21 protein-coding genes (1 of these 21 cut by a window edge) are annotated in these 21846 nt (G+C 60.8%); 6 read left to right on the forward strand and 15 right to left on the reverse strand.

The features are described from left to right. The 9 genes from msrQ to capB all read right to left on the reverse strand — a co-directional run. Positions 1-111, reverse strand: the 5' end (the start) of a protein-coding gene (msrQ, locus tag ACS5RD_RS01985; RefSeq protein ID WP_054004513.1) for a protein-methionine-sulfoxide reductase heme-binding subunit MsrQ. The gene continues 489 nt to the left of window position 1, outside the view; only the first 111 of its 600 coding nucleotides appear in the window; its start codon is at positions 109-111; its stop codon lies off the left edge, out of view. Then, a complete protein-coding gene (gene msrP / locus ACS5RD_RS01990) occupies positions 111-1010 on the reverse strand; it encodes a protein-methionine-sulfoxide reductase catalytic subunit MsrP (RefSeq protein ID WP_489929760.1) in 900 nt (299 codons plus the stop codon). Before msrP ends, msrQ begins: the two co-directional genes overlap by 1 nt. 370 nt (positions 1011-1380) lie before the next feature. Continuing rightward, entirely contained in the window at positions 1381-2571 is a 1191-nt protein-coding gene (locus ACS5RD_RS01995; protein WP_489929761.1) for an ABC transporter substrate-binding protein, read from the reverse strand. Next, on the reverse strand, positions 2568-3650 hold the full coding sequence (locus ACS5RD_RS02000; RefSeq protein WP_489929762.1) for a branched-chain amino acid ABC transporter permease: 1083 nt from the start codon (positions 3648-3650) through the stop codon (positions 2568-2570). Before ACS5RD_RS02000 ends, ACS5RD_RS01995 begins: the two co-directional genes overlap by 4 nt. Before the next feature lies 1 nt (position 3651). Then, positions 3652-4554, reverse strand: coding sequence for a branched-chain amino acid ABC transporter permease (locus tag ACS5RD_RS02005; protein ID WP_489929763.1), 903 nt, complete (start codon positions 4552-4554; stop codon positions 3652-3654). Continuing rightward, complete coding sequence (locus tag ACS5RD_RS02010; protein WP_489929764.1) at positions 4554-5288, reverse strand: ABC transporter ATP-binding protein; 735 nt, start codon at positions 5286-5288, stop codon at positions 4554-4556. The genes ACS5RD_RS02005 and ACS5RD_RS02010 overlap by 1 nt, the downstream gene beginning before the upstream one ends. Beyond that, complete coding sequence (locus ACS5RD_RS02015; RefSeq protein WP_489929765.1) at positions 5285-6049, reverse strand: ABC transporter ATP-binding protein; 765 nt, start codon at positions 6047-6049, stop codon at positions 5285-5287. The genes ACS5RD_RS02010 and ACS5RD_RS02015 overlap by 4 nt, the downstream gene beginning before the upstream one ends. Further along, positions 6046-8127 carry a caprolactamase subunit alpha gene (gene capA / locus ACS5RD_RS02020; protein WP_489929766.1) on the reverse strand — a complete coding sequence of 694 codons (2082 nt, stop codon included), beginning with the start codon at positions 8125-8127 and terminating at the stop codon, positions 6046-6048. The genes ACS5RD_RS02015 and capA overlap by 4 nt, the downstream gene beginning before the upstream one ends. 12 nt (positions 8128-8139) lie before the next feature. After that, on the reverse strand, positions 8140-9918 hold the full coding sequence (gene capB / locus ACS5RD_RS02025; RefSeq protein ID WP_489929767.1) for a caprolactamase subunit beta: 1779 nt from the start codon (positions 9916-9918) through the stop codon (positions 8140-8142). A gap of 254 nt (positions 9919-10172) precedes the next feature. Between capB and ACS5RD_RS02030 the strand changes: the two genes are divergently transcribed. Continuing rightward, on the forward strand, positions 10173-11117 hold the full coding sequence (locus tag ACS5RD_RS02030) for an AraC family transcriptional regulator (RefSeq protein ID WP_489929768.1): 945 nt from the start codon (positions 10173-10175) through the stop codon (positions 11115-11117). 36 nt (positions 11118-11153) lie between these two features. Here ACS5RD_RS02030 and ACS5RD_RS02035 read toward each other — a convergent pair whose 3' ends face one another. From ACS5RD_RS02035 to ACS5RD_RS02055, 5 genes are read right to left on the reverse strand one after another with little or no spacing between them, the layout of a single operon-like run. Continuing rightward, positions 11154-12122, reverse strand: coding sequence for a 5-oxoprolinase subunit C family protein (locus tag ACS5RD_RS02035; RefSeq protein WP_489929769.1), 969 nt, complete (start codon positions 12120-12122; stop codon positions 11154-11156). Beyond that, positions 12112-12987, reverse strand: a complete 876-nt coding sequence (locus tag ACS5RD_RS02040; RefSeq protein ID WP_489929770.1) for a 5-oxoprolinase subunit B family protein — start codon at positions 12985-12987, stop codon at positions 12112-12114. The genes ACS5RD_RS02035 and ACS5RD_RS02040 overlap by 11 nt, the downstream gene beginning before the upstream one ends. Positions 12988-12996: 9 nt before the next feature. Next, entirely contained in the window at positions 12997-14376 is a 1380-nt protein-coding gene (locus ACS5RD_RS02045) for an acetyl-CoA carboxylase biotin carboxylase subunit (protein WP_489931319.1), read from the reverse strand. Continuing rightward, positions 14373-14606 carry an acetyl-CoA carboxylase gene (locus ACS5RD_RS02050; protein WP_054004501.1) on the reverse strand — a complete coding sequence of 78 codons (234 nt, stop codon included), beginning with the start codon at positions 14604-14606 and terminating at the stop codon, positions 14373-14375. Before ACS5RD_RS02050 ends, ACS5RD_RS02045 begins: the two co-directional genes overlap by 4 nt. Positions 14607-14617: 11 nt before the next feature. Next, positions 14618-15331: a LamB/YcsF family protein gene (locus tag ACS5RD_RS02055; RefSeq protein WP_054004500.1), complete on the reverse strand. Its 714-nt coding sequence runs from the start codon at positions 15329-15331 to the stop codon at positions 14618-14620. Between the two features lie 118 nt (positions 15332-15449). Here ACS5RD_RS02055 and ACS5RD_RS02060 point away from each other — a divergent pair, with 118 nt between their 5' ends. Beyond that, on the forward strand, positions 15450-16355 hold the full coding sequence (locus ACS5RD_RS02060) for a LysR family transcriptional regulator (RefSeq protein WP_489929771.1): 906 nt from the start codon (positions 15450-15452) through the stop codon (positions 16353-16355). 6 nt (positions 16356-16361) lie between these two features. Here ACS5RD_RS02060 and ACS5RD_RS02065 read toward each other — a convergent pair whose 3' ends face one another. Then, the gene (locus ACS5RD_RS02065) at positions 16362-17258 is read right to left on the reverse strand and encodes a LysR family transcriptional regulator (protein ID WP_489929772.1); all 897 of its coding nucleotides are present in this window, start codon (positions 17256-17258) and stop codon (positions 16362-16364) included. An 81-nt stretch (positions 17259-17339) separates the two neighbouring features. On the opposite strand from ACS5RD_RS02065, the gene ACS5RD_RS02070 reads away from it, so the two are divergent. Genes ACS5RD_RS02070 through ACS5RD_RS02085 form a run of 4 tightly spaced genes read left to right on the forward strand, consistent with a single transcriptional unit; the run spans position 17340 to position 21837 of the window. Further along, positions 17340-18656 carry an aspartate aminotransferase family protein gene (locus ACS5RD_RS02070; protein ID WP_489929773.1) on the forward strand — a complete coding sequence of 439 codons (1317 nt, stop codon included), beginning with the start codon at positions 17340-17342 and terminating at the stop codon, positions 18654-18656. Between the two features lie 56 nt (positions 18657-18712). Further along, positions 18713-19855 carry an ABC transporter substrate-binding protein gene (locus tag ACS5RD_RS02075; protein ID WP_489929774.1) on the forward strand — a complete coding sequence of 381 codons (1143 nt, stop codon included), beginning with the start codon at positions 18713-18715 and terminating at the stop codon, positions 19853-19855. 56 nt (positions 19856-19911) lie between these two features. Continuing rightward, entirely contained in the window at positions 19912-20967 is a 1056-nt protein-coding gene (locus tag ACS5RD_RS02080; RefSeq protein ID WP_489929775.1) for an ABC transporter ATP-binding protein, read from the forward strand. A 3-nt stretch (positions 20968-20970) separates the two neighbouring features. Beyond that, a complete protein-coding gene (locus tag ACS5RD_RS02085; RefSeq protein ID WP_489929776.1) occupies positions 20971-21837 on the forward strand; it encodes an ABC transporter permease in 867 nt (288 codons plus the stop codon). Positions 21838-21846: the final 9 nt, after the last annotated feature.

The following is a 21846-nucleotide window of genomic DNA, read 5'->3' on the forward strand; positions in this document are numbered from 1 at the left end:
ATCGGGGGTGGAGAGCGACGAGAAGATCACCCAAGCCGCCAGCGCTATGCCAGCTATATATATAGTATAGGCCGGGATGCGGCGGGCGGTTTGGTTGATCGCGTTGAGCATCAGTAATCCTTTGTCAGATCTTGGCCGGTATAGAGGCTGGCGACCTGATCGCCGTAGCCGTTGAACTTCACCGTATCGATACGGCCTGCGAACAGGCCCCCACCGATGCGACGTTCAGAGGCCTGAGACCAGCGCGGGTGATCGACCTCGGGGTTCACGTTGGCGTAGAAGCCGTATTCATTGGCGGCGAGGGTGTTCCAGGTGGTGACGGGCTGTTCGGCCACCAAACTGATCCGCACAATCGCCTTCACCGACTTGAAGCCATACTTCCACGGCACGATCAGGCGGATCGGGGCGCCGTTTTGGTTCGGCATCGGTTTGCCATACAGGCCCGTCGCCATGATCGTCAGCGGGTGCATCGCTTCATCCAGCCGCAGGCCTTCCCGGTAGGGCCAGTCGATCATGCTGCCGCTGATGCCGGGCATCTCATCCGGGCGGACTATGGTTTCAAACGCCACATATTTCGCGCCCGCCTGCACCCCCAGCTTTTGCAGCAGGCCGGACAGTTGGAAGCCTTGCCATGGCACGATCATCGACCACGCCTCGACGCAGCGGAAACGGTAGATGCGCTCCTCGATCGGTTGGCCTGCGATCAGATCGGAGAGGGAATAGCTGCCGGGGTTGTCGACGAGGCCGTCCACCACGACGGACCATGGGTCAGTTTTGAGCTTGCCCGCGTAGGCGGCGGGGTCGGCCTTGTCGTAGCCGAATTCGTAGTAGTTGTTGTAGGTAGTGATGTCCTCGAAAGTATTCGGGACCTCATCGGTGGAATAGGGGCTGCCTGCGCGGGCGGGGCTGGCCACGGTGAGGGCGGCGGCTCCGGCGATCAGGGCGCGGCGGTTCAGGAACATCTGTGGGGGGGTGACGTCGGCGGGGGTGTATTCGGGCAGGTAGGACATGGCGGGTCTCCTCTGAAGCTTGAGGAATAAGATGGCGCAGGATCAGGAAAAGACAAAATCATCTGATCTCACATCTGTGACAGGACGTTGAAATATATCGCCACGGGCTTTGTCCACGCGTGGACAAAGCAGGCTCTCTAGCAATTTCAATGAGTTATGTGGTGTTCATTAGGAGTTTATTAAGACTTTGGGCAGAGTGGTCTGGCCGTGTTGCCGCGCAAACAGGATAAAGCCCTGCCGCAGCGTCTGTCAGAACAGCCGCTTGGGCCGTGTTTCGCAGATTTCCCACGCATTATTACAAGTGCCCACTGTCCCGAGCAGCAGATACAGGCAGCCTTGCCTAAGCATCAACAAGGCTGCCCGCAGTTTCTTACTTCATCAGATCAGCGACCGGGATCGGGGCGGAAATCGTCCAGCTGTCGACCACGGCAGGTTTGCCCTTTTCGGTATCGACGATCAGGTATTTTGCCGAGTTCTGGTGGTGCAGTTCCGACGTGAAGGTGCGCGGACCGAACAGGGTCGGCTCGTCCTTCATCTTTTCCAACTCGGCCACCACGGCGGCGGTTTCGGTAGTGCCTGCCCGCTCCACCGCTTTGGCCCAAACGTCGATCATCACATAGCCGGGATAGACGTATTGGGTGGACGGGTCCGCGCCGGTGGCTTCCTTATACTTGGCGTTGAATTTGGTGACTTCCGGGTTCGGATCGTCGCCATAGACCGAGCCTTGCACTGGGACATAGAAGTTCGACAGATCCGGCACGGCTGATTGCCAATACGACCCATCAACACCCGAACCGTTCAGGATCATTGCGTTGATCCCAGCGGCGCGGATTTGTTTGATCGCCGACACCGCGCCCGGCATCATGGTGCAAAGCATGATCGCATCGGGTTCCGCAGGCAGCGATTTGATCCGGGTGATCTGGGCGGCGATGGAGGCATCTTCGTTCTTGAACGTGTCCTCGCCGACAAGACTTGCGCCTTCCAGCTTGGGCAGCATGTAGTCAAAGCCGTCGCAGATGCCTTTGTTATACTCGGTCCAGGTATCCAGCAGCCGGTAATAGGTGCGGGCGTTCTTCTTGGTGTAGGACCATTCCGCCATCGTGGCACCCTGCACCGCTGCCAGCACCGAGGCTGAGAACGAGTTCGGACCAACGCCCTGAATCCCGGCCTTGATCGACTCGGCACACAGGAAGAACGAGGGCAGGCCCGCGCCTTCGGCCGCCAATGCCGCCGGGGCGCCAAAGTCATAATCGCAGGATACCACGACCATATCAGCGCCGGCGTCGATCACCGAAAGGCCCGCTTTGGCGCCCTCGGCCCGGTCGGTTTTGGTGTCGGCGTTCACAACTTCAATCTGCTTGCCGAGCAAACCGCCTGCTTCGTTGATTTCCTTGATGCGGATCATGGCTGCGTCTTGGGCGGGCTTGTCATAGCCCTGCATGAAGCCGGATTCGGCGGTGGCAAAGCCGACGATGATCTTGTCGTCATCTTGCGCCAGCGCCGGGGTGACGAGGGCGGTGGCCCCCAGCAGCGCAAGGCCTAGTTTGGTAAGGGTCTTCATTTGGATACTCCTTGTTGGGTGGGCTTATTGCCGGGGTGTTCGCCCGGATTCTGTAGGTTGGCCCCTTCGGATCGGAAGAGCGGCCAGCGCAGTTCGAAATTTGCCATGATGCCTGCGGGGCGGCGGATCAGGATCAGGATCATCACGATGCCCAAGGCGATCTCTTGCAGTCCGTTCGGGATGGCGATGGTGGTAGTGCCGACGGTGACGCCCGCTTCAAGCCAGCGGAGGGCTTGGATCAGGCTGGACAGGATCACCACGCCCAGCACCGCGCCCGACAGGCTGCCGATGCCGCCGACGACCAGCATCGACAGGGTGGTGAAGGTCAGGGTGAGGTAGAAGGTGTCCGGGGTGACGACGCCGATGGAATGGGCGAAAAGTGCGCCGCCCATGCCCATGACCGCGCCCGACAGGATGAAGGCGATCAGGCGTTGTTTCGGGATATCGACGCCCGAGGCGGCGGCGGCAGTCGGCTCATCCCGTGCGGCGCGCAGGGCGAGGCCCGCGCGGGAAATCGCGTGTGCCCATGCCACGATCACGGCGATGATGGCCGCGATCAGGTAGGGCCAGATTGAGCGGATGATCGGGATGCCAACGACGGAGGAGGTGGCGGCAGTGACAGATTCCCAGTTGGAATAGACCGTGTTGATCATCGCCAACATGGCAAAGGTGGCGATAGAGGCCGCGATGCCAGACAACCGCATCAGGATTTTGCCGAACAGGGCGGCCCAAACGGCGGCCCAAAGGGCGGCAAAGATTGCTCCGGCCCAGTAGGGCAGTTGCGTGTTCATCAGCCAATCGGGCAGGCCGGGCAGCAGGGTTTGCTTCATCATCGGCGGCATGGTCAGCCAAGCGGCGGCATAGGCTCCCAAACAGGTGAAACCGATATGGCCGAACGACATCACGCCGGAATTGCCGATGAAGATATAGAGGCCGATCACAAGCACGACGCGCAGGAAGATGTCGATCACGGTCTGGTTGAACGGGCGCGAACCTGCGGCGACAGCGATCAAAGCGATGGCGATCAGGATCAGCGTCAGCAGGATCGGGGTGGAAATGGTGCGGCGGATCACCGACATGTCAGACCCTCTCTTTCGTGCCGCGCGCGGCGATCAGGCCTTGGGGTCGGAAAATCAGCACCATAATCACCGCGCCGTAGACGAAGGCATCGCGGAACGGGCGGGCATCAATCGGCAGCACCGTTTGCATGACGACTGAAGCGGCACCTAAGAGGAAACCGGCGAGGACAGCTCCGGGCAGGGAACCAAGGCCGCCGATCACCGTGGCGATGAAGGCCATCAGCATCACCGACGCGCCCATCTGGATATCGACGGTTCCGGTTTGGGCGGCGAGGATCAGGCCGATGGCAGCGGCAAGCGCGCCCGATAGCGCGAAGGCCCCCATGATCACCCGGTTGGCGCGGACGCCCAGCATCCGGGCCATGGTGAAGTTTTCGGCCGCCGCCCGCATCTCCAGCCCAAAGCGGGTGCGTTTCAGGAAGGCGGTCAGCGCGAACAGGATGGCGATGGTGGCGACGATGGTGATGACTTGCAGCAGCGGGATGCGCGCGCCGAGGATTTCAACAGGCTGGCTGAGGGCTGGCAGCAGCGAGATGGATTTCGGGCGGCTGGAGAACAGCATCAGCAGGAAATAGCGGATCACAAAGCCCAGCGCGAAAGAGGCGATCATCATCGTGGCCGGATTGGCGCGGCGAAAGCGGCGGAACACGATGATTTCCGAAAGCACCGACAGCCCCGCGCCCATCGCCAGCACGAAGGGGATCAGCAGGAACCACGGCAATTCGCCCGCGAATACGATGGCGACGGCATCGGTTGAGGGCCACAGCAACGCAAAGATGGAAAACGAAATCACATCGCCATGCGCGAAGTTGACCAAGCGCATCACGCCAAAAATCAGCGCGATGCCCAGCGCGCCAAGGGCATAAAGCGAACCAAGGCTGAGCGCGTCAAACAGGGTTTGCATCAATGCTCTCCATATCCAAAATAGGCGGCTTGCATGGCCTCGGATTGGCCCATCGCGCGGGCATCGCCATCCAGCAGGATTTCACCGCCCCGCATCAGGATCATTCGGCCGCCAACCAGTTGCGCGCGGGTGGAGGATTGCTCGACGATCAGCAGGGTCAGCGCGCGGTGGGCGCGCAATGCGATCAAACGTTCATAAACCTGATCAGTGATGTTCGGGGCCAGACCCAAGGACGGTTCGTCAATCGCGATCAAACGCGGGTTGGTCATCAGCGCCCGTCCGATCACCAGCATTTGCTGCTGGCCACCGGACAGCAGACCCGCCTGCGAATGGCGGCGGTCTTTCAGGATCGGGAAGGTCGCATAAACAGCCTCCAACTCGGTCGCGGCACGGCTGCGCCAGTTGCGGGTGGCAGCGTGCATTCCGGTGCCGACCAGCAGGTTTTCTTCGATGGTGAGTGACCCAAACACCTCGCGCCCCTCGGGCACCATCGACAGACCCATGCGGGCGATATCCTCGGGCGCGCGTCCGGTGATGTCTTGGCCGCCAAAATCAATCCGACCGCCAGCGGGTGGTGTCACCCCGGCGATGGCGCGCAGCAGGGAGGATTTGCCCGCGCCATTCGGCCCGGTGATGAACAGAATCTCGCCTTCGGTCAGGGTGAAGGTGACGTTGCGCACTGCGGTCAGGCGGCCATAGCGGATGGTCAGGTTGGACAGCGCAAGCAGGCTCATGCCATGACCTCCAACACCGGAAGGTTGGTATCGGCGGCGGTGCCCATATAGGCGTGACGGACTTTTTCACTGGCGCGGATCGCGGCAGGATCGCCCGTCTCAATCACCACCCCGGAATCCAGCACGACGATATGATCGCAGAGACTTAGGACCAGCCCAACGTTGTGTTCAATCAACAGCACACCGCAGCCTATCTCGGTAGCAATGCGGCGGATCAGGGCGGCAAGATCAGCGGCTTCCGGGCCAGACATGCCAGCGGCGGGTTCATCCAGCAGGATATAGGCGGGCTTGCCGATCAAAGCGCGGCCAATCGCAACGCGGCGTTCATCGGTATAGGGCAGGGTTCCGGCGATGCGGTTTTGCAAAGAGCCAATGCCGATCCAATCCAGCATCGCGGCGGCCTCTGCGCGGGCCTTGCTGCGCGATTGGCCAAGGCCCACGCCGGTCACTTCCAGATTGTCGATCACCGCCAGATCGCGGAACAACCGCCCGCCCTGAAAGGTGCGGGCAATGCCACGGCGGCGGATTTCATGCGGCTTCAACCCCGAGAGGTTCAGTTTAGCCGAGGCGGTGTCCAGCGACACCGCCCCGTCCGTGGGGGTTTGAAACCCGGTCAGCACATTGACAAGCGTGGTTTTGCCCGCACCATTCGGGCCGATCAGCCCGGTGATCTGACCGGGCGTGATCGTCAGATCGACATCCGACAGGGCCTTGAGCCCCGCGAAGGCAACCGACAGCTTGTCTGCGCTGAGTTGGCTCATTTTCTCTCCTTGCGGGTGATCAGGTAAGAGCCGGAGGCGTCTAAAGTGGCGCTCCATCCCGGCTCGATAACGATGGTGGTAGTGACTTCTTCGATCACCGCAGGGCCATTGATCTGTGCCCCTGCCCCCAAAGCGCCGCCTTCGTAGATCGGCGTGCGGGTGCGGCTGCCATCGGCGGAGAACACCGCATCGCGGTAGGCTTTGATCGCCTGATCGGCGGCTTTGCCGGGGGCGATGTGCATCCGCTTTGGCTTATCGACTAGCCCGTAAACCGTGCTTTCGATGTTCACCACCTCGACCGTCGAATGCGGTTCGGCGTAGGTGTAAAGCTGTTCGTGGCGGGCGTGGAAGGCGGCCTTGATCTGGTCGATGGTATCGGCGTTCACCGGGAAGTTGCCGATTTCCACCGTGCATTCATGCACTTGCCCGACATAGCGCATATCAAGGCTGCGCTTTATCATGGTGTTGCCCGCGCCAAAGCCATCCGATTGCAGATGCGCGATACCCTGCGCTTCGATCTCGGTGAACAACTGGTCGATGCGGGTATAGGCCGCGTCATTGTCCAGCCGCAGCACGGCGGTGGCCATATAGTTATACTTCACATCCGAGATGATCTGACCAAAGGCGCAGAGGCCCGAGGCGAGTTTTGGCAGCACGATGGTGTCGATGCCCATATCCGCCGCAAGTGCTGTGATATGCGCCGCTGTAGCGCCCCCGGCCCCGACCAGCACGAAATCGCGCGGATCGTAGCCGCGTTCAATCGTGACGCGGCGGATGCCGTTGACCATGTTGGCGTTGACGATAGTGAACATGCCGTAGGCGGCGCGTTCCACCGTCAGACCCAACGGGTCGGCGATGCTTTTCACCGCGTCATAAGCCTTTTGCGCATCCAGCGGCAGGCGGCCGCCAACAAGGCCATCCGGGTTCAGATAGCCCAGCACGATGTTGGCATCCGACACCGTGGGCAGTTGCCCGCCTTGGCCGTAGCAGGCAGGCCCCGGATCGGACCCCGCCGACTGCGGCCCCATTTGCAAAAGACCCATCTCGTCAATCCAGCCGATGGAGCCGCCACCCGCGCCCAAGGTTTCGACCTGAATCATCGGCACGCCAATGCGGTAGCGCAGGAAGTCGATGTTCTTGTTGATATTGGTCGAGCCGTCTTTGGTCAGCGTGATGTCAAACGAGGTGCCGCCCATATCCACCGTGATCACATCGGTTTTGCCGAAGGGGGTGCAGACATAAAGGCCAGCGGCGGGGGCCGAGGCGGGGCCGGAGTTGATGGCATAGACGGAACGATCCGTCATCGCCTGTCCAATCGCAAGGCCGCCGTTGGATTGGTAGTAACGCACGGGTTGCTTGGCACCCAGCTGTTGGAAATAGGCATCCACCGCCGTGACATAGCGCTTCATGATCGGGGCGAGGTAGGCATTGACCACCGCCGTTGAGGTGCGGGTGTATTCGCGGACTTGCGGGTAAAGTTCCGACCCCATGGTCAGGATCACCCCCGGCATCATCTCGCGCACAATCTCGCCGGCACGGCGTTCGTGCGACGGGTCGAGCACCGACCAGACGAAGCTGATCGCCACGGTTTCGATGCCTTCGGCAAGGAAGATTTCGCAGGCGGCGCGGACATCGGCTTCGGTCAAGGGCGTGCGGATTTCGCCGTTGGACAGGATACGCTCACGCACGCCCCGGCGCAGATAGCGCGGCACCAGCATGGTGGCGGGCGGGTAATCGGGGTCATAGCGGTAGCCGTCTTCTTTATGGCCGAGGCGGATCTCCAAGCTGTCCTCATGCCCCGCCGTGCAGATCAGCCCGGTTTTCGCGCCCTTGTGCTGGATCAGCGCATTCAGGCCAACGGTGGTGCCGTTGATGCAGAGATCGCAGTTTGAGATGATCTCAGATGCAGAAACGCCCAGTTCTTCGGTCATCAGGGCAAGGCCGTTCTTGATCGCCAAGGTGGGGTCTTGCGGGGTGGAAAGCGCCTTGAACAGGCGGACTTGCCCGGTTTGATCGGCGAGGACGAAATCGGTGAAGGTGCCACCGGCATCAATGCCCAAACGGTAATCGGTTTTCATCGTGGCGCCCTCCTAGTTCGCTGCCACGGCGCGGCGACGCGCACGCAGGGTTTCAGTTGCCGCCATATTGACGGTCAGGCTTTCAGAGATGATCACGCCGTAATCCTGTTCCGCCCCCTTCACCGAGACGAGGCCGTTCTTGATATCCCACACCACCTTTTCCACCGCCCGATCCATCGGGTCGCCATAGCCGCCGCCGCCGGGGTTCATGTTGGTGATGCGGTCACCGGGTTTGATCACTTTGATGACGTTCTCGCGGATGGTTTCGGAATGGCTGCCTTCCACCAGTTCCAGCCGCCCGACCTTTTCGTCGATCATCGTCGAACTGGCCCCTGCCGCCCCCACAGCCGGAATACGGCGACCCTCACCAAAGGTGATGAAGGTCATATCGTCGCTCAGCGGCTCCACCTCCCAAGCCGTGCCGGATCCGCCACGGAATTTGCCCGCACCGCCACTGTCGGTCATCAGCCCGTAACGGTGAATGATGATCGGATAGCTGTATTCCAGCAGCTCCACGTCACCCGAAGTCAGCGCGCCAAAGCAGCATTCCGGCCCGCAGGCGTGCCAGCCATCTTGCGCAGGCGTCGCCCCCGCGCCTGAGATGATGGTGGCCAGCACCATCGTCACATATTCCTCGTCGTGGCGCTTGTCCCATCCGGCGATGTTCAGCCCGTTGGCATGGCCCCAGCTTGCCGAAACCTTCGATGGCACGGCCTTTTCAAACGCCAGGCGCACCGCATCGGTCAGCGTCTCCATCGGCGTGGTGGTGCAATTCATATGCGGCGCGGGTTCTTTGGCGTTACACAGCGTGCCCTTCGGCCCCATATCGACCGAGATGCAGCGATACAGCCCCTCGTTATAAGGCGGCGGCAGTTGCGCGAACATCATCAGGCCGAGATAGACGCCGGAATACGAGTTCCCCTCATAGCTGTTGATGAAATACGGGATTTGCGGCGGGCTGGAGATTGCGATGTGGCAACTGTCGTCCTTGATCGTCACCGTCGCGGTGATGGTCAGATCGCCAAAGCCATGGCCAGCGTCTTCAACAATCGCCGAGCCTTCATAGGTGCCGTCCGGCACGGTGGAAATCAGGCTGCGCATCTGCTTTTCAGCCATGTCGAGCAGCGTGTCGATGCAGGCGTCCACCACGTCTTCGCCATACTTATCCAGCATCGCGATCAAAGCGCGCTCACCCACCTGACAGGCTCCGATCAACGCGTTGAAATCGCCCTCTTGGTCGCGCCGCGCCCGCATATTGGTGAAGATGAAGTTCAGCACATCCTTACGCGGCACGCCGCGATCCCAGATTTTCACCGGGGGAATGCGCAGACATTCGGCGTAGATTTCCTTGGCGTTGGGGTTATAGCCCGCAGGCACCGGGCCGCCGATATCGGTCAGATGGCCTTTGCAGACGGTCCAGTATTTCAGCTTTCCCTTGTAAAACACCGGCTTGTAAAAGCAGGTATCAATCGCGTGGCTGCCGCCCCAAGCCGGATCGTTGTGGATCAGCAGATCGCCTTCGTGAATATCGCCTTCAAAATATCCCGCGACCACTTTCATCGCCGGGATCAATGAGCCGAGGTGGATCGGAATATCCTGCCCCTGCAAGATCATCTCGGGCCGCGCATTGAACAGAGCGGTGGAATAGTCGTGCGCCAGATTGAACACCGACGAGCGCGCGGTTTTCTCAAGCGACAGCGTCATTTCGCGCTGCGTGGTTTCCAAGATGCCGCGAACGACCGATAGCGTGATCGGATCAACCTTCGTGGCAGATGTGGTGGCGCTGGCCATGCCTATTCCCCTTCAAATGCGCGGCGCAAAAGGGGGACGATCAGGCAAAATGCCCGCTGTGATCGCCGAAACTCCCTGTTGCGCGGCGTCTTCTGCACCGTTGCAGCGGTCAGGCTAGGCGGCGCGGGCGGCTGGCGTCTTTGCAGAGGGTGCATGGGTTTTTGTCGCAGAGCGCATTTTGACAAATTGCGCGCAACCGGCGCTTTACAGAAAGAATATTGCGTGGCCAGATTGGGGAAACCCGGGGGGCTGCGATGAAGACCACCATCACCACCAAAGGCGTCGATCTGGCCGCGCGCAGCCGTCACTGGCACGAGGCGATTGGGCAAGCCTATTTCCCGCTGGATCTGTCGTTCCGCCGTCCGGAAGCCTTCGACGGTGAATTGAGCATGTGGCAGTTGGGTGAGGTGTCGCTGTCGCGACTGACTTCCGACGCGTTGATGTATCGCCGCCTGCCGAAGCATTTGCAGGTGCAGGGCCCCGAGGAGTTTCTGGTCACCCTGCCCGCGAAATCGGAATTGCTGTTTGCCCAAGGCGGGCGCGAGGTGCGCGCCAACCCCGGCGCGTTCTTCATCGAACGCAGCCATGAACCCTATGAGTTCAGCCACGCCGAACCCGCCGATCTGTGGGTAATGAAGCTGTCGCTGGCGATGCTGGGCGGACGGGTGCGCGCGCCGGATCGGTTTTGCAGCTTGCAGTTTGATGCCACCAATGGCGCGAACGGGCTGTTCGTTGATATGGTGCATCTGATCCCGCAGCGTTACGACGCGATGAGCGAGGAAGCCCGCAGCATGGTCGGGCGGCAGTTGGCGGATTTGCTGGCGCTGGCGTTGCAGTCGGACGAGCGGGTGCTGAGTTCGGGCGGCTCGACGGTGCGGATGGCGCATTTGGCGCGGATCGAGAGCTTTGTGCGGCGCCATATCGACAACCCCGACCTGGGGCCGGATGAGGTGGCGGCGGGCTGTGGCGTGTCGGTGCGCTATTTGCATGAATTGCTGCGCGACACCAACCAGACCTTGGGCAGTTGGATCAGGGATCAGCGTTTGGCCGCAGCGCGCGAAGATCTGGGCAACCCGCGCGACAAACGTGCGATTGGCGAGATCGCATATGCGCGCGGCTTTGCCGATCAGGCGCAGTTCAGCCGCGCGTTCCGGCAGCGCTACGGCATCACCCCGAAAGAGGCGCGGGCACGAGAGTGAAGGGGAAACGTTGATCCGCATCACTCCCCCCTTTCCTTACCGCTGGAGATGGGCGCGGACGCGGGCGATCGCGGCTTGGCGATCGTGGCGGGCGGTAAGTGCCTGATCCAACGTCACTTCGACAAACCGCGCCGGGCTGTGTGGCTGAAGCTGGCCGATCAGGTCCATGTCGGCGGAAATGATCGTGCCCAGCATCATATAGCCGCCGCCCGACACCGCATCACGGTGCAGCACGATGGGCTCGGTGCCGGATGGCACTTGCACCGAGCCGTAGGGATAGCAGGCATCAACGATATTCGACGGGTCAGACCCCGCGCCAAACGGTGGCGTGCGGGGGACGAAATCCAGCGCTTTGCCGCCTTTGAAACGGTAGCCGATGCGGTCGGCCTCGGGGGCGACTTTCCAGGTGTCGGCGAAGAACTGTTGGCCCGCCTCGGCGGTGATGCGGTGCCAGTACAGCCCCGGCAACATCCGCAATTCCGCTGGATTGCCGGGACCACGGCGCAGGTTTGCGGGAACGAAGCCTTTGCCCGTGCCGCCCTGCCCCAAAGGCAGCGTGTCGCCTGCCTTCAGCGCACGCCCCTCATGCCCGCCCAGCGCGCCCAAAGTATAGGTCGATCGCGAACCGAGTTTCACCGGCACATCAATGCCACCCGAAATCGCAATATACGCCCGCGCGCCCGATTTTAGGAAACCGAACGACAGTTTATCACCGGGCTTGACCGGGAAGGTTTCCCAGGTCGCACGCTCATCGCCGTTGACTTTGGGGGGCAGTTCACCGCCCGTCACTGCCACCGTGGCGGCTTGGGTGAACTCAATTTCCGGCCCCATGAACACCGCTTCCAGCACAGCGGCACCTTCGTCATTGCCGACCAGCATATTGGCGGCGCGCAGGGCGAAGCGATCCATGCCACCCGAGATCGGGATGCCGAGATGGTAGTAACCGGGGCGGCCCAAGTCTTGCACGGTCGTCGATAGGCCGGGGGAGATAATCTTAACGGCCATGAAGAACCTCCATCAGCTTGGCATTGGTGCCGTTGATGTCTTTGTTGAACTCGGTCAGCGAAAAGCTGGCCTCGCGAATGGTCGGCAGGAATTTATTCTCATTCACCGCCTCGATATCCGCGTCATATTGATCGCGGCTGATCGGTTTCCATTTCACGATGTCGCCGGGACGGAACAGACACATTTCGTCTTGCAGGTAGCTAACCTGCTGATTGGGGTCATAAATCGGCATCGGGGTGACACCGAACATCTGATACCCGCCAGCCCCGCGCACCGAATAGATGCAGCTGAAGCAACCGCCGTGGCCGATGGTCAGCTTCGGCGTATCGGTGCGCGGGCGCAGGTATTTTGGCACCTGCAACTGCCGCTTGCGTTCGACCATCTGATACAGAAACGGCAGCCCCGCCACGAAACCCACCATCGAGACGAACCACGGCTGGCTGGAATGCGCCTGCACGAAATCCTCAACGCTGCCGAGGCCGTTCACCGCTGCGGCATATTCCAGATCGGTGGCTTTGGGGTCTTGGTGACGCTCGCGAAACCGCATCAGCGTCTCATGCGTCCACGGGTCTTGATAATAGACCGGGATTTCCATGATGCGGGTTTTCAGCGTGGCGTCCGATTTGCTGGCCGCCCCTTCCATCGACTGCAATTCGCGCAGCAGGTCGGCGGGCTTGATCTGGTCGGGGTCGTACTTCACCTGAAAGCTGGCATTGGCCGGACAAATCTCGGTCACGCCGCGGATACCGGCCTGCTTGACCGCATTGGTCATCGACAGGCTGGTGAAGAAGGCTTCCAGCGACATTTCTTCCGAGACTTCCGCGAAGATATGTTCGTCGCCACCAAAGCTGAAACGGATCGACATGGGTTTCTCCTACGGTTCAAGATTGGGGGTCAGGCGGGCGGCGTGGTGTTCCAGCCAGCCCTCCAGCCAGCGGGTGTGAAAATCGCCTGCCTGAACCGAGAGGTCGGCGGCCAGCGCCTGAAACAGCGGCTTGGTGGTTTTCAGCCCGTCGATCTGCAACTCCGACAGCGCACGCGCCATACGGGTGATCGCAGCCTCGCGGGTTTCGGCGTGGACGATCAGCTTGGCCAAAAGCGAGTCGTAAAACGGCGGCACGATGTAGCCGGGGTACAACATCGAATCGAAGCGCACGCCGGGGCCACCGGGGATGCGCAAGCTGTCCACCGTGCCGGGGAAGGGTGCGAAATCGCGGGCCGGGTCTTCGGCGTTCAGGCGCACTTCGATGGCATGGCCTTTGACCGTCACATCAGCTTGGGTCAGCCGCAACGGCTCGCCCCCGGCGATGCGCAGCATCTCAGCCACCAGATCAATGCCGGTGATCATCTCGGTGACCGGATGTTCCACCTGAATCCGTGTGTTCATCTCGATGAAATAAAACCGATCGGCGTCTTCGTCGTAAAGATATTCCACCGTGCCTGCGCCGGAATAGCCGACGGCAAGCGCAAGCCGGACGGCGCTGCTGCACAGCGCGTCGCGCAGATGCGAGGAAAGTGCCATTGAGGGGGCTTCTTCCCACACCTTTTGGCGGCGGCGTTGCAGGCTACATTCGCGCTCAAAGCAATGGATCGCATCGGTGCCGTCGGCCAGCACTTGCACCTCAATGTGCCGGGCTTTGGTGATGACCTTTTCCATATAAAGCCCACCGTCGCCAAAAGCGGCCAAAGCCTCGGCCTGTGCCTGCGGGAAGGCGTGCTCAAACTCGGCCAAGTCCTGCGCAATGCGGATGCCGCGCCCGCCACCGCCCGCTGCGGCCTTGATCATCACCGGAAAGCCGGTGTCGATCAGGATGTGGCGCGCAGCCACAATGCCATCGACCCGCCCCATCGATCCCGGAACAATCGGCACGCCCGCCGCATGGGCCGCCCCGCGCGCCGCCACCTTGTCGCCCATCAGCCGGATCGCATCACCCGATGGCCCGACAAACACCAACCCCGCCGCCGTCACCGCATCGGAAAAGCTCGCGTTTTCAGCCAAGAATCCATAGCCCGGATGCACGGAATCGCAGCCCGTCTCCGCCGCCGCCTTCAGGATCGCCGCGATGTTCAGATAGCTTTTCTTCGCAGCCGGAGGGCCGATGTTCACCGCTTCATCTGCCAGTTGCACATGCAACGCGGTGGCGTCGGCGTCGGAATAGACCGCGACGGTGGCAATCCCAAGATCCTGCGCCGCGCGGATGATCCGCACCGCAATCTCGCCCCGGTTGGCAATCAGCAGCTTTTTCAGCATCAGGACAATTCCGCCAGAACCGCGCCCGCCATCACCGGGTCTTCATTGTCGGTCACGAAGGTAATGGCGCTGCCCGCGACTTCGGATTTCACCTCGTGGAAGCTTTTCATCACTTCGATCAGCCCGATCACGTCGCCCACTGCGACCGCATCGCCATCCTGCTTGAACGGCGGGGTTTCCGGGGAAGATGAGCGGTAAAAAGTGCCGGGAAGCGGGGATTGGATGACGGGCATAGGGGCCTCCATTAAGTCAGAATGGCGCGCACGGCGCGGGCGATGTCGAGGGCATTCGGCGTATCAGAATGGATGCACACCGTATCGCAGCGCACCGGAATGTCGCTGCCGTCTATGGCGGTACCAAGGTTTTCCTGCATCGCACGGCGCACGCGGGCGGCCATCAGCGCGGGATCTTTGGAGTCATGCTCACGAGTGACGATCAGGCTGCCATCAGGGCGATATTCCAGATCGCCGTAGAACTCGGCGATAAAGCTATGGCCGCGCGCGGGGTAGATCGTTTCGTGCAAGGTGCCCGTCATGCCCAGCAGTGGCACGCCGAAAATATCGGCGGCATCGCAGACGGCATGGGCAATATCTTCCTGCCGCGCCGCCATGCCATAGAGGCTGCCATGCGGCTTGATATGGTTCAACTCGACCCCTTCCGCGCGTAGAAACCCGCACAAAGCGCCGATCTGGTAGATCATGCAGTTGGCCATTTCCTCGCGGCCCATCTTCATCTCACGGCGGCCGAAGCCTTGCAGATCGGGCAAAGACGGATGCGCCCCGACCTTGACGCCATGTTTCTTGGCCAAGCGCACTGTGGCGCGCATGTGGTCGAAATCGCTGGCGTGAAAGCCGCAGGCGACGTTGGCGATGTCGATGAAGGGCATCATTCCGGCATCATCGCCCATCCGGTACAGCCCGTAACTTTCGCCCATGTCGCAGTTGATGGTTACAGCCATAGTCCCCCCAAGGCGTTGACATAAATCAGCCTGCGACGAGTGCCTTATATTGTAAAATATCGTTTTTTGTGGTGTGTTATCTAAAATTCAGATACGCATCGCACAGCGGGAGGCGGCCATGGCTTTGACCTTGAAACAGTTGCGCTATTTCATGGCGGCGGCAGAAACCGGGCAGATCAGCCATGCGGCGATGGAGCTGAACATCTCGCAATCGGCAATCACCACCGCCGTGCAGGGGCTAGAGGCACAACTGGGCGTGCGGCTGTTTGACCGTTCGGCGCAAGGCGTGGTGCCGACGATTGAGGGCGCGCGATTCCTCAACCACGCCCGAAATATCCTTGCAGCGGTGGAAGATGCCGAGCGTCTGCCGCTGGGACAGGATCGGCAGGTGTCTGGGCGGCTGCGCTTGGGCACCACCTACACCGTCGCGGGCTATTTCATGTCGCGCCACTACGCCCGCTTTCGCCGCGCCCATCCTGATATTCAGATCGAGATGATGGAAATGCCGCGTCTGGCCGTTGAGGAAGGGCTGGCGACGGGCAGTCTGGATATGGCTGTGATGTTGGTGTCGAACCTTGCCAACTCTGCCGGACTGGAGCAGGAAATCCTGATGCGCTCGCGCAGGCGGCTGTGGTTGCCGACCGAGCATCCGTTGTTGTCGCAAGAGCGGATCACTCTGCGCGATGTCGCGGACCAGCCCTATGTGATGCTGACGGTGGATGAGGCGAAGGATACTGCCAGCCGCTATTGGGCGAAAACCGGGTTTGCGCCTTCGGTCTGCTTTACCACCAGCTCGGTTGAGGCGGTGCGCTCGATGGTCGCCAATGGGGTGGGGGTAACGATCCTGTCCGACATGGTGTATCGGCCTTGGTCGCTGGAAGGCCAGCGGATTGAATTGCGCGCCTTGGCTGATCCGATCCCCAGCATGGATGTGGGGCTGGCGTGGCGCAAATCGCAAGGCTTGACCGCCACCGCCGCGGTGTTCCGCGCCTTTATGTCGGTGGCGATGGGCGGCGGCGGTTAAGCGGGCTCAAGCCTTACCGCGCAACAAAGCCTCAACCACCGAGACAAAATCCCTGACCTGACGGTTGGCACCCTCACGATATCCGATGGCGATGACGCTGTGCGGCATATCGACGATCTGTTTGAAGATCACCCCGGGGCGGGCGTAGAACCGCGCGGTGCTGTCGGCGGTGATGCTGATGCCGCGCCCGGTCGCCACCGCGTGTAATTCGGATTCAACCGTCGCCGCTTCATAAACAACATTGGCCGGACGATTGCCCCGGTGGGCGCTGGCGATCCAATAATCGCGCCAGATGCTTTGACCGGGGGCGGCGATGATCGGCTCGTCCAAAATGTCATTCAGGGTCACGGCGGGCAGATCGGCCAAGCGATGCCAAGTCGGCAGACAGACCACGCAATGCTCACGCGACAACTCGACAAACGCGATGCCGGGGATGCCCAAAGGCGGGCGCACGATGCTGCAATCGACCTTGCCCGAAGCCAGACCTGCCGTCGGATCGCTGAAATCATACTCGGTCAATTCCAGCACCGATTCCGGGTGGCGCTGTTTGAATTCGCGCACGATATCGGGGATAAACTCTAAAGCCGTGCCAATCAGATAGCCGACGCGCAGCTCATTCTTGATGGTCTTTTGCAAAGCGCCAATTTCGGTGTGAAAGCTATCCATCTGCGCGCTTAAACGCTCCGCATGGGTCAGCAATGCCGCCCCCAAAGCCGTCAAACTGACGCTGCGGGTGGTGCGTTCAAACACCGCGAATCCGAGCGTATCTTCGAACTGCCGGATGGTCTGCGACAGGGCCGGTTGCGACACAAACAGCTTCTCGGCGGCACGCACATAGCTGCGTTCCTGCGCCACTGTCAGGAACGCCCGCACATGCCGAAAGTGGATATTAATAAGCGCCATGAATTAATTCATCAGCTAATCGTCCTTGTTGTCAAGCACCCTTGCTGAATAATCAAAGCAAGTTATGCAAGGAGCAGCCCAATGGACACCAGCCAAACAGCCCTGATGGAACGCGGCAAAACCGCCCTGATCCATGACCCGCGTGAGGGTGATAAAACCAAGATCACCTTGGTCAAAGCCAAAGGCTCTTTGGTCTGGGACGACAAGGGCCGCGAGTATCTCGATTGCACCTCGCAGGCTTGGTCAAACAGCCTTGGCGCCAATGATGACCGTGTGGTCGAGGCCGCTATTGCCCAGTTGCGCGACATCACCCATGCCCGGCCGAACTTCAACACCATCCCGCTGTTGAAGCTGACCGCCAAGCTGGCCGAGATTTCGCCGGGCGATCTGAACCGCATCGGCTATTGCCTGCACGGCAGCCTTGCGGTGGAAATGGCGCTGAAGCTGGCGTTCAAGAACAAGCCCGGCGCGCGCAATGTCATCGTGATGCAAGACAGCTATCATGGCCGGTCACTGGCGACGATGGCGGCAAGCTGGCCGCATCCGAACAACCCGTTCCACGCCTTGCAGCCGCAGTGCTTCACGCGCGTGCCACACCCCGACAGCTATCGCCCGCGCTTCGGCATGGATCTTGAGGCCGAAACCCGGATGTGCCTAAGCCTGCTGGAAGACACCATCACCAAAGGCGTCGATGGCGGTGTGGCGGCGCTTATCATCGAGCCGATCTTGGGCAACGGCGGCCATATCATCGTCGGCAAAGCGTTTCTGCAGGGGCTGCGCGATGTGTGTGATCGCCACAACATCGTGCTGATCTTTGATGAGATTCAAAGCTGCTTTGGCCGCACCGGCGAGATGTTTGCCGCCGATTATTACGGGGTGATCCCCGACATTATGACCTTCGGCAAAGGCGTCAGCGGCGGCTTTCCTTTGGCGGGGATCATGGCGAGTGATCGTCTGAACGGCTTCTCATCTGGTGAAGATGCGCTGACCTTCGGGCAGTTTCCGGTGGCAATGGCGGCGGCGGTGGCGACGATTGACGCGATCATCGCCGATGATCTGTGCGGCAAGGCGCGCGCTTTGGGGGCCTATGCCACGCAACGCCTGCATGAGATGTCGGAACGCCACCCGTTGATCGGCGATATTCGCGGGCCGGGGCTGTTCGTCAGTATCGAACTGGTCAGGGATCGTGTGACCAAAGAGGCCGCGCCGAAAGCGGCGTCGGAAGTCTATAAACGCGGTGTTGAAAAGGGCGTGCTGTTTGGGGAAAGCCGCTACGCGGGTCTTGGCAACCTGATCAAGATCAAGCCGCCGCTGGATTGCAGCCACGCGCAAATGTCACATGCTTTGGACGTGTTCGATGCCGTTCTGGGCAGCATAGAGGCCGATGGCATCGCTTGAGCCACCTGAAATAACCATGAACTCCACAACGGAGTCGCACAACAATAGGGAACACCATGACCAAACTGACCAGACGCGCGGTTCTGTCTTCGGCAGCGGCTGCAACGCTTTCCGCCCCCTTCGTGCGCCCGGCTTGGGCGGCGACGCCCGAGTTGCGGGCGCTGATGTGGGAAGCCTATCTGCTGCCCGATGTCGTCACCGCCTTTGAAGACACGCATCAGGTGAAACTGGTGCCGTCGTTCTTCGATGGCAATTCCGAGGCCTATAACAAGCTGCGCGTCGGGGGCGCGAACGAGTTTGATCTGGTGCAGGCCGATGGCTTTTGGCCGCAACTGTACTTCCGCGAAGGCCTGATCCGGGCCGTGGATTATACCAAAGTGTCAGGCACGGCGGGCTATCTGCCGGAATTCGCCGCCGAGGCGTTCAAGGTTTTGACCGATCCGGTGTCGGGCGCAAAAGTCGGCTTTCCGTTCTGCTGGGGGGCTTACGGCATCACCTATGACGCCGCCGTGGTCGCCCCCGATCAGACCCAAAGCCTGACCTGCATGTTTGATGCGGCTTGGGCAGGGCGGTTATCGACCTCATCGCGGTTTGAAGAAAACATCGCGCTTGCGGCCCTGCTTGTGACCGCCGAGATGGGCACCCGCGAAGCGCCGCGCCCGGATGGCAAGCCGTTCAACCCCTATGTGCTGACCGATGATGAAATGGCCGGGGTGGAAAAGCTGTTGATCCAGCAAAAGGGCCTGCTGCTGACGCGGTATCAGGACAATCCGACGCTGTTCCAGCTGCTGCAAAGCGGGGCTGTGGTGGCGGCGACCGAATTCGCGCAGGTGTATCGCCAGTTGCTGACGGCGACCGATGGCATGACCAAAGGCGATTTCCGACACACTTTGCAGCCGAAAGAGGGCGGCTTGGGCTGGGTCGACACTTGGCTGGTGACCACGGGCGTCGCGGATGGCGAAAAGATGGATCTGTGCAACGCCTTCGTCGATACCATGATCTCTGCCGCCGTGATGAAGCGTATCGGTGAGGTTGCCGGCTGCTCCACCACCGTCGATCTGCGCGCTACGGCAACCGAGGAGGAGCGTAAGCTCTATCTGATGGACCGCTCGTCTGAAATCGCCGGGTTGTTCATGTTCGATCAACCTTCGTCACCCGAGAAATGGGAACGCGTGTGGTCCAACGTTCAGGCCGCCTGATCTTTTTGCATTCTGCGCTGCGGTCCCCCGCAGCGCCCCAAAACAGGTAAAGCCTTATGACGGACACCAGCGCCTATATCAAAATCGACAACGTCTCGCGGCATTATGGCCCGGTGAAAGCGTTGCACAACCTCAGCATCGACATCGCCAAACACGAGTTCATCGCCATCCTTGGCCCCAGCGGATCGGGCAAATCCACCCTGCTGCGCCTGATCGCAGGCTTGGACCGCCCGTCCGAGGGGCGGATTTTCTTCAAGGGTCAGGATGTGACCGCCCTGCCGCCGCACAAGCGCGGCATCGGCATGGTGTTTCAGGAATTCCTGCTGTTCCCACACCGCACCGTGCGCGAAAACCTCGCCTTCCCACTGCGGATGACGCAGGAAACCCCGGCCAAGATCAAGGATCGCCTCGATTGGGCCGAGGGTATCTTGTCGCTGAACGGGTTGATGGATCGCTACCCCAACCAGCTTTCCGGCGGCCAGCAACAACGCGTCGCCTTGGGGCGCGGTTTGGTCGCCAACCCGACGCTGCTGTTGCTGGATGAACCGCTCGCCAACCTCGACCGCGAATTGCGGCAAGAGATGGAGGTGGAAATCCGCCGCTATCAAAAGCAACTTGGCATCCCGTTCATCTATGTCACCCACAATCAGGAAGAAGCTTTGTCGATGTCCGATCGCGTGGCGGTAATCAACAAGGGCAAGCTGGAGGCTTTGGGTGAGAGGCAAGAGATTTACGACCACCCCAACACGCCCTTCGTCGCCCGCTTTGTCGGCCGTGCTACCCGGTTCGATGGCGTATCCGATGGCACAACGGTCAATATCCCCGAACACGGCTATAGATTTGCGCCCAGCGCCCCGGTGGCGGCGGGTCGGGTCAGCGTTTTTGTGAAGAACGAACGCTTCGCATTGGGGGCCGCTGGCACGCCCGGTATCGCCTGCAAAGTGATCGACGTCGTGCTGCGCGGACCGTTTGTCGAATTCATTCTGGAAGCCGCCAACAAAGCCCGCATCATCGCGGTGCAACCCAAACGCCCCGATATGCACGCGATTGGCGCGGACATTTCGCTGACATGGGATGCCAACCTTGCCCACATTTTTCCGGCGGAGGCTTAAGCGATGTCAGAACCCAACGCCGCCGCCCGCAAACGGGTATTCCTGTATATCCCGACCACGTTCCTGGTGCTGTTCTTCGTGCTGCCCTTGGTGGCGCTGGTCGTGCTTAGCTTCTGGCAGACCGCCAACTACAAAATCGTGCGCGACTGGACCACGCTGAACTACGTCACACTGGCGACTGAGTCCGCCTATATCACCTTCTTCCTGCGATCCTTGGTGATGGCGGTTCTGGTCTCGGTGTTCCTAGTCGTCATCGCTTGGTCAATCGCCTTCTTCATCGTGCGCTTTGGTGGCCGCTACAAACTGATCTTCTCGCTACTGCTGGCGGTGCCATTCCTATCCGGCGAGGTGCTGCGGCTGATCGCCTTGCAGGGGATGCTCGGTCCAACTGGCTTGATCAACGGCGCGCTGCTGCGTCTGGGTGCAGCCCCCTTGCGGTTTATCATGTATTCCAACTCGGCCACCTTCATCGCCTTCGTCTATCTCTACCTGCCGATGACCGTGACCACGATCTACCTGTCGCTGCTGAACTTCGATCTGCGTCTGGCCTCAGCCGCAAGTGCCTGCGGGGCGGGCCGCCTAAGGGTATTTTCCGAGGTGATCTGGCCGCTGAACCTGTCCGGCACCATAATCGGCTTCCTTCTGTCCTTCATCCCCACCCTGTCTGCCTCGCTCGCCCCGCGGTTTCTCGGCGGCCCCAATGGCACGCTTTACGGCATGTCGATGGCGCAGCAATTCGGCGAATCCGGCACTTGGGCCTTAGGCGCGGCAATGGGCGTGGTGCTGGTGCTGTTTTCAATCGCGGCGCTGGTGATCCTTAGCCTTGGCGTCAATTTGCGGCGAACCGGATTTACCGGGATGGAGCGTTAAGATGGACAG

The sequence above is a fragment of the Cypionkella sp. PAMC25878 genome, from assembly GCF_058135695.1.

Bases quoted from the DNA above. Each gene is read 5' to 3' on its own strand.
- msrP (WP_489929760.1), bottom strand. From the start codon at position 1,010: ATGTCCTACCTGCCCGAATACACCCCCGCCGACGTCACCCCCCCACAG.
- ACS5RD_RS01995 (WP_489929761.1), bottom strand. From the start codon at position 2,571: ATGAAGACCCTTACCAAACTAGGCCTTGCGCTGCTGGGGGCCACCGCC.
- ACS5RD_RS02000 (WP_489929762.1), bottom strand. From the start codon at position 3,650: ATGTCGGTGATCCGCCGCACCATTTCCACCCCGATCCTGCTGACGCTG.
- ACS5RD_RS02005 (WP_489929763.1), bottom strand. From the start codon at position 4,554: ATGCAAACCCTGTTTGACGCGCTCAGCCTTGGTTCGCTTTATGCCCTT.
- ACS5RD_RS02010 (WP_489929764.1), bottom strand. From the start codon at position 5,288: ATGAGCCTGCTTGCGCTGTCCAACCTGACCATCCGCTATGGCCGCCTG.
- ACS5RD_RS02015 (WP_489929765.1), bottom strand. From the start codon at position 6,049: ATGAGCCAACTCAGCGCAGACAAGCTGTCGGTTGCCTTCGCGGGGCTC.
- capA (WP_489929766.1), bottom strand. From the start codon at position 8,127: ATGAAAACCGATTACCGTTTGGGCATTGATGCCGGTGGCACCTTCACC.
- capB (WP_489929767.1), bottom strand. From the start codon at position 9,918: ATGGCCAGCGCCACCACATCTGCCACGAAGGTTGATCCGATCACGCTA.
- ACS5RD_RS02030 (WP_489929768.1), top strand. From the start codon at position 10,173: ATGAAGACCACCATCACCACCAAAGGCGTCGATCTGGCCGCGCGCAGC.
- ACS5RD_RS02035 (WP_489929769.1), bottom strand. From the start codon at position 12,122: ATGGCCGTTAAGATTATCTCCCCCGGCCTATCGACGACCGTGCAAGAC.
- ACS5RD_RS02040 (WP_489929770.1), bottom strand. From the start codon at position 12,987: ATGTCGATCCGTTTCAGCTTTGGTGGCGACGAACATATCTTCGCGGAA.
- ACS5RD_RS02050 (WP_054004501.1), bottom strand. From the start codon at position 14,606: ATGCCCGTCATCCAATCCCCGCTTCCCGGCACTTTTTACCGCTCATCT.
- ACS5RD_RS02055 (WP_054004500.1), bottom strand. From the start codon at position 15,331: ATGGCTGTAACCATCAACTGCGACATGGGCGAAAGTTACGGGCTGTAC.
- ACS5RD_RS02060 (WP_489929771.1), top strand. From the start codon at position 15,450: ATGGCTTTGACCTTGAAACAGTTGCGCTATTTCATGGCGGCGGCAGAA.
- ACS5RD_RS02065 (WP_489929772.1), bottom strand. From the start codon at position 17,258: ATGGCGCTTATTAATATCCACTTTCGGCATGTGCGGGCGTTCCTGACA.
- ACS5RD_RS02070 (WP_489929773.1), top strand. From the start codon at position 17,340: ATGGACACCAGCCAAACAGCCCTGATGGAACGCGGCAAAACCGCCCTG.
- ACS5RD_RS02075 (WP_489929774.1), top strand. From the start codon at position 18,713: ATGACCAAACTGACCAGACGCGCGGTTCTGTCTTCGGCAGCGGCTGCA.
- ACS5RD_RS02080 (WP_489929775.1), top strand. From the start codon at position 19,912: ATGACGGACACCAGCGCCTATATCAAAATCGACAACGTCTCGCGGCAT.
- ACS5RD_RS02085 (WP_489929776.1), top strand. From the start codon at position 20,971: ATGTCAGAACCCAACGCCGCCGCCCGCAAACGGGTATTCCTGTATATC.